Annotated in this window: 7 protein-coding genes; 5 read left to right on the plus strand and 2 right to left on the minus strand. The window is 65.1% G+C overall.

Translation table 11 applies throughout. From position 1 onward, the window contains the following. Window positions 1–21: 21 nt before the first annotated feature. Both HZZ13_RS28325 and HZZ13_RS28330 read left to right on the plus strand, forming a co-directional pair. On the plus strand, window positions 22–528 hold the full coding sequence (locus tag HZZ13_RS28325) for a gluconokinase (protein WP_210349513.1): 507 nt from the start codon (window positions 22–24) through the stop codon (window positions 526–528). Next, the gene (locus tag HZZ13_RS28330) at window positions 525–1,337 is read left to right on the plus strand and encodes an HAD family hydrolase (RefSeq protein ID WP_197962815.1); all 813 of its coding nucleotides are present in this window, start codon (window positions 525–527) and stop codon (window positions 1,335–1,337) included. The genes HZZ13_RS28325 and HZZ13_RS28330 overlap by 4 nt, the downstream gene beginning before the upstream one ends. A gap of 205 nt (window positions 1,338–1,542) precedes the next feature. Here HZZ13_RS28330 and HZZ13_RS28335 read toward each other — a convergent pair whose 3' ends face one another. Next, window positions 1,543–3,345 carry a glycoside hydrolase family 15 protein gene (locus HZZ13_RS28335; RefSeq protein WP_197962816.1) on the minus strand — a complete coding sequence of 601 codons (1,803 nt, stop codon included), beginning with the start codon at window positions 3,343–3,345 and terminating at the stop codon, window positions 1,543–1,545. A 30-nt stretch (window positions 3,346–3,375) separates the two neighbouring features. Next, window positions 3,376–5,337, minus strand: coding sequence for a 4-alpha-glucanotransferase (gene malQ / locus HZZ13_RS28340; RefSeq protein ID WP_197962817.1), 1,962 nt, complete (start codon window positions 5,335–5,337; stop codon window positions 3,376–3,378). A 204-nt stretch (window positions 5,338–5,541) separates the two neighbouring features. Between malQ and HZZ13_RS28345 the strand changes: the two genes are divergently transcribed. The 3 genes from HZZ13_RS28345 to glgB are packed head-to-tail and all read left to right on the plus strand — an operon-like array spanning window position 5,542 to window position 12,924. After that, window positions 5,542–7,488: a maltotransferase domain-containing protein gene (locus tag HZZ13_RS28345; protein ID WP_197962818.1), complete on the plus strand. Its 1,947-nt coding sequence runs from the start codon at window positions 5,542–5,544 to the stop codon at window positions 7,486–7,488. A gap of 11 nt (window positions 7,489–7,499) precedes the next feature. Beyond that, the gene (treS, locus tag HZZ13_RS28350) at window positions 7,500–10,793 is read left to right on the plus strand and encodes a maltose alpha-D-glucosyltransferase (protein WP_197962819.1); all 3,294 of its coding nucleotides are present in this window, start codon (window positions 7,500–7,502) and stop codon (window positions 10,791–10,793) included. Then, window positions 10,786–12,924, plus strand: coding sequence for a 1,4-alpha-glucan branching protein GlgB (gene glgB, locus HZZ13_RS28355; protein ID WP_197962820.1), 2,139 nt, complete (start codon window positions 10,786–10,788; stop codon window positions 12,922–12,924). Before treS ends, glgB begins: the two co-directional genes overlap by 8 nt. Window position 12,925: the final 1 nt, after the last annotated feature.

A 12,925-nucleotide genomic window follows, 5' to 3' on the forward strand; every position in this document is an offset into this window, starting at 1 on the left:
GCACCTTGTGCATTGATCGTGATGGGCGTGTCGGGCTCCGGCAAGAGCACGGTTGCGAAGGCGCTCGGCGAGCGGCTCGGCTGGCGCTTCGAGGACGGCGACAGCTTCCATCCGGCCAGCAATGTCGAGAAGATGCGGGCCGGACATCCCCTCACCGACGACGATCGCTGGCCATGGCTGAATGCCATCGCGGACGAGATCGCACGGGTCTGCGGACGCGGCGAGCACGTCATCATTGCCTGCTCGGCCCTGAAGCACGCATATCGCGACGTGCTGCTGCGTGGGCGCGATGACGTCCGCTTCGTATTCCTGAAAGGCACGAAAGAGCTGATCGCCGAGCGGCTCGCGCAGCGCAAGGGACATTTCATGCCGCCCGGACTGCTCGCCAGCCAGTTCGAGACGCTGGAGCCGCCGGAGGCGAGCGAGCAGGTCATCACCGTCTCGATCGACGAAACCGTCGAGGCGATCGTGGACGGCATCGTGCGGCAGCTGAAACTGGGCGGCGTCATGCCAAAGGTTCTGCCATGACGAAAATCTTACTCGTGGTCTCCGACGTCGACGGCACATTGCTGACCAAGGACAAGACGCTGACCGACCGCGCGCGGTCCGCCGTGCAGCGGCTGCACCAGGCCGGAATCGGCTTCACCATCACCTCCAGCCGCCCGGCGATCGGCATGCGCTTTTTGATCGAGCCGCTGGCGCTGTGGCTGCCGGTCGGCCCCTTCAACGGCTCCTCGATCGTCGATCCCGAGATGCGGCCGGTCGAGCAGCACCTGATTCCCGCGCGCGCGGCCCAGCGCTCCTTGCGGATCCTGCGCGACTACGGCGCCGACGTCTGGCTGTTCACCACCGACCAATGGCTGATCGACAATCCAAGCGGAAGCTACGTCGCGCACGAGCAGCACACGATCCGCGCCGACCCGACCATCGTGAGCGACTTTTCGCCGTACCTTGCGAGCGCCTGTAAGATCGTCGGCGCCAGCGCCGATGCGGCAATGCTCGCCGCGTGCGAGAAGGCGATGCAGGAGGCGCTCGGCAGTGAGGCCACCGCGGTGCGCTCGCAAACCTATTATCTCGACATCACCCCACCCGGCTTCAACAAGGGCACGTTCGTCGAGGCCATGGCCAAGCGGCTCGGCATCTCAAACGATGCGGTCGCCACCATCGGCGACATGCAGAACGATCTCGCGATGTTCCACGTCAGCGGCACCTCGATCGCCATGGGCAACGCCGCCGACAACGTCAAGGACGAGGCGACGCATGTCACTGCAAGCAACGAGCAGGACGGTTTTGCCGAGGCGATGGAGATGATCCTGACGCGGAACGGGGTGGGCTAGACGGGCTGCCAGTCGTGTCACCTCTCCCGCTTGCGGGAGAGGTCGCCGCGTCCCGGGCGATGCGAAGCATCGTCCCGCGCGGCGGGTGAGGGTTCTCGCCTCTTGGGGGTTCTCGCCCAGCGGAGACACCCCCACCCCAGCCCTCCCCCGCAAGCGGGAGAGGAGCGCACCGGCCTCGTGGAGGCAAAAGAGCCGACGGCTCTCGCTACTGCTTCGACCGCTGGATCGCCGGCTTCTCGCTCATCTGTCTTGCTGCCGACAGATTATGCGCCGTGTTGATCAGCGCGATGTGGGTCAGGGCCTGCGGGAAGTTGCCGGTCTGGCGGCGGGCCACGGGATCGTATTCCTCGGCGAGCAGCCCGACATCGTTCGCGACGCCCACCACGCGGTCGAGCAATTCCTGCGCCTTGTCGAGATTGCCGGACAGCACATGGGCATCGGCGAGCCAGAGGCTGCAGGCCAGGAACGCGCCTTCGAGCGGCGGCTGTCCCGGAGGCAATTCGCGCGGGTCGTGCCGCAGCACGAAGCCGTCCTGCATCAGGCATCTCTCGACAGCGGCGATGGTGCCGCAGATGCGCGGATCCGATGCCGGCAGGAAACCGACGGCCGGCAGCAGCAGCACGCTGGCATCGAGCAGTTTCGAGCCGTAGGATTCGACGAAGGCGCCCACCTCCGCGTCAAAGCCCCTGTTGCAGACGTCGCGATGGATCGCATCGCGCAAGGTGCGCCAGTGCAGGAGCGGCGCCTTGAAGCCGAAGGTCTCGGCGCTCTTGATGCCGCGGTCGAACGCGACCCAGGTCATGACCTTGGAGAACACGTAGTGCTTGGGCTGGCCGCGCCGCTCCCAGATGCCGTGATCGGGCCGGTCCCAGACTTCGGCCAGATGATTGAGCACGGCACATTCCAGCGCCCAGCTCTCTTCGTCCAGCTTGAGCTTGGCCATGCGCGACTGGTGGAAAGCGTCGATCAACTCGCCATAGACGTCGAGCTGGAGCTGCGCATGGGCGGCGTTGCCGACCCGCACTGGCTGCGCACCCTCGTAGCCGCCGAGCCACCCCGCTTCCCATTCCAAGAGCCGCCGCTGGCCCCAGATGCCGTACATGATCTGCATGTTCGCCGGTGAGCCGGCGGCCGCGCGCAGCAGCCAATTGTGCCAGGCCGAGGCTTCCTCGGTATAGCCCGAGTTCATCAGCGCCAGCAGCGTGAAGGTGGCATCGCGCAGCCAGCAGAAGCGGTAGTCCCAGTTCCTGCTGCCACCGAGCTTTTCCGGCAAGGACGTGGTGGGCGCCGCGACGATGCCGCCGGTCGGAGCGAAGGTCAGCGCCTTCAGCGTGATCAGCGAGCGCAGGATGAGGTCCTGGTAGTCGCCGTCGCGGGTGCAGTGGCCGCACCAATCCCGCCAGAATGTTTCGGTCTCCTGGAGCGCGAGCTCGGGATCGATCGGTGCGGGCGGCTCGATATGCGAGGGGCCGTAGGTCAGCACGAAGGGCACCGTCTCGCCGGCCTTCACCTCGAAGTCGGAGACCGTTGTCAGGTCCTCGCCGCGGGTTTCGACCGGCGTGCGCAGCACCGTCATGTCCTGGCCGGCGATGGCCATCAGGGAGTGATCGATCCGCCGCACCCAGGGAACGTCGGCGCCGAAGCCGAAGCGGATGACGAGCTCCATCCGCATCTTCACGGTGCCCTCGATGCCGCGCACCAGCCGCACGATGTCCGACGCCTTGCCGCGCGGCGGCATGAAGTCGATCAGCGCAACCGTGCCGCTCTTCGTCTCACAGCGCGTTTCGAGGATGAGGGTATTGCCGAGATAACGCCGCGAGATGCGGGTCGCGTCCTCGCACGGTGCGATCAGCCAGCGCCCGTTCTTGTTCGTGCCGAGAATGGCGGCAAAGCAGGCGTCGGAATCGAAGGCAGGCCAACACAGCCAGTCGATCGAGCCGTTGCGCCCGACCAGCGCCGCGGTCTCGCAATCGCCGATCAGCGCATAGTCCTCGATCCTCTGAGACAATGTCGTGCGAGCCTAGCAACGCCCGGCTGTTCAATTCCCGCCGGGCAATGAACGTTCCCGTGTCGCAGCCTTCAAGGCTGCGAGATCGATCCTGGAGGCGATCTTGTCGAGCGCGACCGGAAGGCGCTGCCGCCAGTTCGGATGCTCGTCGATCGTGCCGGGGATGTTGGGCTGGTCGACCACGCCCAGCAGGTCCTCCAGCGACACCGCGAGCAGCCGAGAAGGCGTGCGTGAAAGGAACGCGAGCACAGAATAGACATCGTTGGCGTTGATGCCATTCTGGCCAAGGATCTCGTCGAGTCTGCCGAGCGCATCCCAGCGCGCCTGGTCGTTCTCGCCGGGATCGAGCCCGAGCGAGCGCTTCATCTTGAGATCGCTGAAGGAGCGCCAGCCGGCATAGGTCGAGAGGTCATGCGTGTTCAGCGTCACCAGTGCATTGGGCCGGTAATGGTCGACATTGCGGAAATGGCCGGCATCGTCGCGCTCGAACATCATGACGAGATAGGACCAGATGCCGAAATCCTGCATCATCTCGCGGAAACCTTCCGGCACGGTGCCGAGGTCCTCGCCGATCACGACGCATTTATGGGCCGCGCTCTCGCGCGCCACGGCGGCCAGCAGCGCCTCGAACGGCATCTGCACATAGGCGCCGTTGTCGGGCTTGAAGCCGCGCGGCACGAGATAGAGCCGCTTCAGCCCGAGCACGTGATCGAGCCTGATCGCACCGGCATGGCGCATCGAGGCCGCGAGCATGTCGGCGAACGGGATGAAGGACTGCGCTTCCAACCCGCCGGCGTTGAAGCCGGCAAGGCCCCAGTCCTGGCCGATCGTGTTGAGCACGTCGGGCGGCGCGCCGACGGCGAGATGCCGGGAAATCGCCGTCTGCTCGTTCCAGGCATCGAAGCCGTTGGACTGCACGCCGACGGCAACGTCCAGATAGAGCCCGACGCGCATGCCGAGCTGGCCGGCGAGCTCCTTGGCCGCATGCAGCTGGCTGTCGGCCGTCCATTGCACGAATTCGACGAACTCGACCTCGCGCCTGTCCGGGCCGTTGCGCAGCTCGGCGCATTTCGTCGCGTCCGGCTGCTGCCATTCCGCCGGCCATTCCCACCAGGGTCCGGTGAAACGATGCCGCAGCACCTCGAAACAGGCAAAGCGGGACAACAGCGGCGCACGGGCGGCACGGAAGGCGTCGAACGCCTTGCGACGCGCCCCGCTCGCGCTTGTCACGAAGCTGTTAAAGGCAGCGCGCAGACCCAGCCATTTCAGCGCCGCCACGTCGGCATAAGGAACGCGATCTCCCTCGCGCAGACGGGCGGCGGTCGCGGCCGCGTCGGGCACGAGATCGGCCGAGAATTCAGGAATCGCCTCGACGTCGATATAGAGCGGGTTGAGGAAAAGCCGGCTGTTCGGCGAATAGGGGCTGCAATCGGCCGGGTGATCGTCGAACAGGACATGCAGCGGATTGAGCCCGACGCCGTCGGCCCCGAGCTGCTTGGCGAGCCGGACGAGGCCGGCGAGATCGGTGAAATCGCCAATGCCCCAATTGCGGTCGGAGCGGACGCTGTAGAGCTGCACGGCGAGCAGCCAGCCGCGGTCGAAATCGCCGCCGAAGCAGCGCTCGGGCGCCACGATCATCGGCACGTCTTCGCTCGCACCTCCGGCATCGGTGAGCGTCAGGCGGTGATACCCGAGCGCCAGGCCCGCGGGCCAGGCGATCACGGGCTCTCGCGTGTCGCCTGCCGCGATCACATTGCCATTGCCGACGATTTTCCACTGCAGGGGCGGCGCGCCAACCGACGCCAATTCCGTGCGCGGGTGTCCGAGCGCCCGCACCACGACCGGCCCGTTGACGAAGCGATAGACCCGCTTCTCCGGCAGGGCGTCGAGGATGGACTTGAGGGCCTCGGGCGCGGTGACCCGCAGCTTGCCGAGGGCATCGATGAATTCGGATTGAACGCCCTTGGTCCGGGCTTGAGCTAAAAGATCCATTCGGCACGCAGCTTGCAGGCCATTGTTTGGCCAAGGGCATCGATATTAACGAGATCGCGGAAGAGGTTAGTCAGGGGTAACTCGCAAACTGCGCTTGCCGTTCCCGAGGGAACCAATGACACACAAGCGGCTTTCTATCATGGTACCAAGCGTGGGTTCCCGACAAGGGAAACGGGCTCCTGCTTTCTTGTCAATGGCATCACCGTGAACAAGACAATTCAAACTGTCGAAAGTGCCGCGGCCGGCAGCGCTTTCCTGATCGAGGACGTTTATCCCGCGATCGACGGAGGCCGTTTCGCCGTGAAGCGGATCGCGGGCGAGCCGGTCGAGGTCTGGGCCGATATCTACCGCGATGGCGAGGCCGTGATATCAGCTGCGCTGGTCTGGCGAGGAGAGCAGGAGCGCGAATGGCGGAGCGAGCCGATGACCCATCACGGCAATGACCGCTGGTCCGGCGCGTTCACGCCCCCCGAGCCCGGCCAATATGTCTACGCGATCGAAGCCTGGACCGACGAGTTTGCCACCTGGTCGCACGCCGTCGCGCGAAAGCGGCGCACCGGGGCCGATGTCAGCCTCGATGCGATCGAGGGCGCCGGCCTTTTGACCAAGGCGCATGGCGCGCGGCAGGACGCCGCAGCGATCATCATCAGGCAGTGCGAGGACTATTTGAGGAACGGCGACATCACCTCGCTGCTCGCAACCGAGCTCGGCGAAGCCATGGCCGAGAGCCAGTCGCGGCCGGACCTGACGAGTTCGCCATTCTTCCCGCTGATCGCGGACCGCGACAAGGCCCGCTTCAGCACCTGGTATCAGATGATGCCGCGCAGCCAGGGCGCATGGCCGGGCCGGCATGGCACGCTGCGCGACTGCATCGCGCGCGTGCCCGACATCGCCTCGATGGGCTTTGACGTGCTCTACTTCACGCCGATCCACCCGATCGGAAAGACCAGCCGCAAGGGCCGCAACAACGCGCCCGTGGCCCGTGAAGGCGATCCCGGCTCGCCCTATGCGATCGGCGCGGCCGAGGGAGGCCACGATGCGCTGCATCCGGAGCTCGGCACGATCGAGGACTTCCGCGCATTGGTTGCCACCTGTCTCGAATACGGGCTCGAGCTTGCGCTGGACTTCGCGGTGCAGTGCTCGCCGGATCATCCCTGGCTGACGCAGCATCCGGAATGGTTCAAATGGCGGCCCGACCGTTCGGTGCGGACGGCGGACGGCCCCTATTCCGACATCGTCATCCCCGATTTCAATTCGGTCGATCGCGTCGGGCTGTGGAACGCGTTTCGCGATGCCATGCTGTTCTGGATCGACAAGGGCGTGACCATCTTCGCGATCGACAATCACGACACCGCGCCGCTCGCGTTCTGGGAGTGGCTGATCCGCGACATCCGCCGCCGCCATCCCGACGTGATCCTGTTCTCCAAGACCTATGCACGGCCAAAGCTGATGAAGGGCCTCGCGAAGCTCGGCTTTTCGCAGTCCTTCACGTACTTTCCCTGGCGCACGGAAAAGTGGGAGCTGGAGCAATATCTCGGCGAGCTGACGCGCCATCCCGAACGCGATTTCTACCGTCCGAACATGTTCGTCAACACGCCTGACCTGTTGCCCTATCACCTGCAGAGCGGAGAGGCCTGGGCCTTCAAGTCGCGGATCGCGCTGGCGGCGACGCTGTCAGGCAATTACGGCATCTACAGCGGATTCGAGCTGCTGGAGCATGGCGCCATTCCCGGCCGCGAAGAATATCTGGATTCCGAGAAGTACCAGATCCGGCAGCGCGACTGGGACAGCCCGGGCAACATCAAACCCTACATCGGCGCGCTCAACCGCATCCGCAACGAGAACGCGGCACTGCGGCAGACCGCGAACTTGCGCTTTCTCGCCGTGGAGGACGGCGAGACGATCGCCTTCGCCAAGGAGGCGGCCGATCCCGCCAACACAGTCGTCGTCGTGATCGCGCTCTCGCGCCAGGTCCGTGAATGCTGGCTGCCGCTCGGCGATCTCACCGTTGACGCCGGCGGACGGCGTCACCATGTGACGACACTCGAAAACCTCCTCACCGGAGAACAATCCCGCATCGAATGGGGCGGCATCAAGTTGCGTATCGATCCCGACCGCGATCCGGCACTTCTGTTCCGCTGCCTGGCGTAGGGGTTCACGCCATGAATGTTCTGTCTTCCGTCGACACCAAGAAGGCTGACGCTGCCGAGGTCGTGGATGAGCTCTGGTACAAGGACGCCATCATCTACCAGCTCCACGTCAAAGCCTTCGCCGACAGCAACAATGACGGCATCGGCGACTTCGCCGGACTGACCGAGCGCCTGCCTTACCTCCAGGAGCTCGGCGTCACCGCGCTGTGGCTGCTGCCGTTCTACCCTTCGCCCGGCCGTGACGACGGCTACGACATCGCCGATTACGGCTCGGTCAATCCCGATTTCGGGACGATGAAGGATTTCAAGCGCTTCATCCAGGAAGCGCAGAAGCGGGGCCTGCGCGTCATCACCGAGCTCGTCGTCAACCACACCTCCGACCAGCACAAATGGTTCAAGCGCGCGCGCCGCAGCCATCCGGGCTCGAGCGCGCGCAACTGGTATGTCTGGAGCGACACCGACCAGAAATACCAGGGCACCCGCATCATCTTCACCGACACGGAGAAGTCGAACTGGACCTGGGACCCGGAGGCCGGCGCGTTCTACTGGCACCGCTTCTTCTCGCACCAGCCGGACCTGAATTTCGACAATCCGCGTGTGGTCAGCGCCATCATCCAGGTGATGAAGCGCTGGCTCGATGCCGGTGTCGACGGCTTCCGGCTCGATGCCATTCCCTATCTGTGCGAGCGCGAGGGCACCTCGAACGAAAACCTGCCCGAGACCCACGCGATCATCAAGCGCCTGCGCCAGGAGCTGGATGCGTATTCCAAGGGCAAGCTGCTGCTGGCCGAGGCCAATCAATGGCCGGAGGACGTGCAGGAATATTTCGGCCGTGGCGACGAGTGCCACATGGCTTACCATTTCCCCTTGATGCCGCGCATCTACATGGCGATCGCCCAGGAAGACCGCTTCCCGATCACCGACATCCTGCGCCAAACGCCGGACATCCCGGCGAGCTGCCAATGGGCGCTGTTCCTGCGCAATCACGACGAACTGACGCTGGAGATGGTCACCGACGTCGAGCGCGACTATCTCTGGACCACCTACGCCAACGATCCCCGCGCGCGCATCAATGTCGGCATCCGCCGCCGCCTTGCGCCGCTGATGGACAACGATCGGCGCAAGATCGAGCTGATGAACTCGCTGCTGCTGTCCTTCCCCGGCACGCCGATCATCTATTACGGCGACGAGATCGGGATGGGCGACAACATCTATCTCGGCGACCGCAACGGCGTCCGCACGCCGATGCAATGGAGCCCGGACCGCAACGGCGGCTTCTCGCGCTGCGACCCGGCCCGCCTCTATGCGCCGCTGATCATGGATCCCGTCTACGGCTATGAATCCGTCAACGTCGAGGCGCAGTCGCGCAGCCTGTCCTCGCTGCTCAGCGCCACCAAGCGGCTGATCTCGGTGCGCAAATCGACGCTTGCCTTCGGCCGCGGCAGCATGACCTTCATCCGCCCGGCCAATCGCGCCGTGCTCGCCTATGTCCGGCAATATCGCGACGAGGTGATCCTCTGCGTCGCCAATCTCTCGCGCGCCGCACAGGCCACCGAGCTCGACCTGTCGGCGTGGAAAGACCGCATCCCGCAGGAGATGCTCGGCCGCACGCGCTTTCCCGCGATCGGCGAATTGCCCTACATGATCACGCTGGGGCCCTATGGCTTCTACTGGTTCCAGCTTCTGGAGCGCGACAAGTCCGAGCCGGTGGTGCCGCGCGCGGTGCCGGAATTCGAGACGCTGGTCGTGCCGGTGAACTCGAACTGGGTCTCGCTCGCGCGCGAGCGCGGCGTGTTCGAGCGCGACGTGCTGCCGGGCTTCCTGTCGCGGACGCGCTGGTATCCCGAGCACAATCCCAAGCAGATCAAGACCGTGCTGACCTCGGCGGTGCCGTTCTGCGACATCGGCGACAACAGGCCCTGGATCGCATTCTTCGAGACCAGGCAGGACGACGCCACGACACGTTACGTGATGCCGCTGCAGATCGAATGGGTGCGCTTCGACCGCGAGCGCTTCAACCCCAAGGCGCTGGCCGCCGTGCGCCAGGGCGCGCGCGAAGGCACGTTGCTGGACGTTGCGACCGACCAGATCTTCATCGGCCTGTTCCTGCGCAACCTGTCGCAGAACCTGGTGGTGGAAGAGAACAATCTGCGGCTGGAGTTCAAGGCGACCAGCCGGTTCGCCGACTACACCATCAAGGAGCCCGAGCGCATCCGCGCCATCGAGCAGTCGAACAGCACCGCACTGGTCGACAATCAGTACGTCGCCAAGATCTATCGCCGGCTCGAGAGCGGCATCAGTCCCGAGATCGAGATCGGCCACTATCTCACGGAGGTCGCGCGCTTTTCCAACACGCCGGCGCTGCTCGGCAGCGTCGAGGTCGTCGACGGCAACCAGCGCAGCGCGCTCGGCGTGCTCCACGCCTATGTCGAGAACCAGGGCGACGGCTGGACCGTGACGACGGGGTATCTCGATCGCTACGTCGATGAGCAGCGCCTGGCGCCAGCCGACGAGATGCCGCGCGAAACCCAGGAGCAGGCGCCGTATCTGCATTTCATCGCGCAGATCGGCCGGCGCCTCGCCGAGCTGCACGTCGCGCTCGCCGCGGCAACGCCCGACGACCTCGCCCCCGTGCCGATCGACGCCGCCCAGATCAGGATCTGGCTCTCCGACTTCAAGATGCGTGCCGAGCGGGTTCTCGAGCGGCTGGCCGACAGCCGCGACGGGCTGCGGGAGGCGGACCGGCCGCTGATCGACCGGCTGGTCGCGGCACGCGGCAGCCTGTTCGGCGGCCTGAATGCGCTCTTGCCATCCGACATCGGCGGGTTGAACATCCGTCATCATGGCGACTTCCGGCTCGGGCAAACTCTGATCGTGAAGGACGATATCTTCATCATCGACTTCGACGGCGATCCGCGCGTGCCGCTGGCCAACAAGCGCCGCAGGGCGCCAGCCGCGCGCGACGTCGCCGGCCTGATCCATTCGATCGACCTTTCCGTCAACGCGGCGCTGAGCCGCGCGCTCACGGGCGCTTCCGACGAGCAGGACCGGCTCGCGGCCGCCCTCGACGAATGGCGCGAGCGCGCCACCGCGACCTTCCTGTCCGCCTACCGCGAAGCCATGACCGACCGAAGGCTGTGGCCGGACGATCGGTCCTGCGCGGAAGGCCTGTTGAGATTTTTCCTGCTGGATCGAGCGTTCCACGACGTAGAGTACGAGCTGTCCCACCGGCCTGAGGGGCTGCATGCGCCGCTGACCGGACTGCTTCGCATTCTGTCAAGTGCCGAGAGCGAAGCCCATGCGTAAACTGCCTGCCGAAGCCTACGCGATCATCGAAGGCCGCCACTCCGACCCCTTCCACTATCTCGGGCTGCATCCCGAGGGCGGCAAAAGCGTCGTGCGGGCATTTCTGCCCGAAGCCAGCAATGTCGAGGCGGTCGGCGACCATGGCGAGGTCGCTGCGCTCGACCGCGTCCACGATGCCGGCCTGTTCATTGGCGCCCTGCCCAACGGCTCGAAGCACTACCAGCTGCGCGCGAAGTTCGGCAACAATGTCGTCGAGTTCGAGGATGCCTACCGTTTTCCGCCGATCCTGACCGATTTCGACCTCTATTTGCTCGGCGAAGGCACCCATCAGCGCCTCTACGACAAGCTCGGCGCGCATCCGATGCGGCTCGAGGGCGTCAACGGCATCGGCTTCGTGGTGCTGGCGCCGAATGCGCGGCGCGTCTCCGTGGTCGGCGACTTCAACTTCTGGGACGGCCGGCGCCATCCGATGCGGGTGCGCGGCAACGGCTATTGGGAATTGTTCATCCCGCATGCGAAGGCCGGCGATCACTACAAGTTCGAAATCGCCGGACCACACGGTCATCTGCTGCCGCTGAAATCCGATCCGCTGGCATTTGCCAGCGAGCTGCGGCCGAAGACGGCTTCGATCGTGTTCGACGAGGCGCGTCTGCCGCGGCCGCGCCCGGCGCCCGAAGGCATCAACGCATTGTCGGCGCCGATGTCGATCTACGAGGTCCATCTCGGCTCGTGGCGGCGCAAGGGCCACAATGAATGGCTGACCTATCGCGAGCTGGCCGAGCAGCTGCCGGCCTATGCCCGCGACATGGGCTTCACCCATCTCGAATTCCTGCCCGTGAGCGAGCATCCCTTCGACGGCTCCTGGGGCTATCAGCCGACCGGCCTCTATGCGCCGACCAGCCGCTTCGGCAGCCCTGAGGATTTTGCCGCCCTGATCGATGCCTGCCACCGCGAAGGCATCGGCGTGCTGCTCGACTGGGTGCCGGGTCACTTCCCCGACGATCCGCACGGGCTCGGCCATTTCGACGGCACCGCGCTCTACGAGCACGCCAATCCGCTCCAGGGCCGCCACCTCGACTGGGGCACGCTGATCTACAATTACGGCCGCACCGAAGTGACGAACTTCCTGGTGTCGAATGCGCTGTTCTGGATGGAGCGTTATGCGATCGACGGCCTGCGCGTCGATGCGGTCGCGTCCATGCTCTATCTCGACTACAGCCGGCCGCCCGGTGCCTGGATCCCGAACCAATATGGCGGCCGCGAGAACATCGAGGCGATCAACTTCCTGCGCCGCTTCAACACGGAAGTGTTCGCCCGTTTCCCGCAGGCGACCACAGCGGCCGAGGAGTCCACCGCCTGGCCCCAGGTATCGCGCCCGGTCGAGTTCGGCGGTCTCGGCTTCGGCTACAAGTGGAACATGGGCTGGATGCACGACACGCTGAGCTACATCAGCAAGGATCCGATCTACCGCAAGCACCACCACGGCGAGATCCTGTTCGGCCTGCACTACGCGTTCTCGGAGAACTTCATCCTGCCGCTGTCGCATGACGAGGTCGTGCACGGCAAGCGCTCGATCCTCGGCCGCATGCCTGGCGACGAGTGGCAGCGCTTCGCGAATTTGCGCGCCTATTACAGCTTCATGTTCGGCCATCCCGGCAAGAAGCTGTTGTTCATGGGCGCCGAGATCGCGCAGAGCCGCGAATGGAATCACGACCAGTCGCTCGACTGGCACCTGCTCGAATACAAGGTCCATTCCGGGGTCCAGGCCTTGATCCGCGACCTCAACCGGCTCTATCGCGCGGTGCCGGCGCTGCACCAGATGGATTGCGAGCAGGCCGGCTTCGAATGGCTGATCACGGATGATGCCAACCGCAACGTATTCGCCTGGATGCGCAAGGGATTCGACGAGAACGCGCGGTGTGTCGTCATCGTCAACTTCTCGCCGAACGTCTACCAGAACTATCGCGTTCGTGTGCCCTTCGGCGGCAAGTGGAAGGAAGTGCTCAACTCCGATTCCGCCCATTACGGCGGCAGCAATGTCGGCAACATCGGCGAAGTCCAGGCCGAGCGCGGCGAGCTCCGCCTCACCATTCCGCCGCTCGCGGCGATCTTCCTCGTTCCGGAAAGCTGAT

Origin of the sequence: Bradyrhizobium agreste, assembly GCF_016031625.1 — a bacterium.
Classification (GTDB): Bacteria; Pseudomonadota; Alphaproteobacteria; order Rhizobiales; family Xanthobacteraceae; genus Bradyrhizobium; species Bradyrhizobium agreste.

Excerpts from the sequence above, each read along its gene's own strand:
- HZZ13_RS28325 (WP_210349513.1), top strand. The coding sequence starts at position 22 with ATGGGCGTGTCGGGCTCCGGCAAGAGCACGGTTGCGAAGGCGCTCGGC.
- HZZ13_RS28330 (WP_197962815.1), top strand. The coding sequence starts at position 525 with ATGACGAAAATCTTACTCGTGGTCTCCGACGTCGACGGCACATTGCTG.
- malQ (WP_197962817.1), bottom strand. The coding sequence starts at position 5,337 with ATGGATCTTTTAGCTCAAGCCCGGACCAAGGGCGTTCAATCCGAATTC.
- treS (WP_197962819.1), top strand. The coding sequence starts at position 7,500 with ATGAATGTTCTGTCTTCCGTCGACACCAAGAAGGCTGACGCTGCCGAG.
- glgB (WP_197962820.1), top strand. The coding sequence starts at position 10,786 with ATGCGTAAACTGCCTGCCGAAGCCTACGCGATCATCGAAGGCCGCCAC.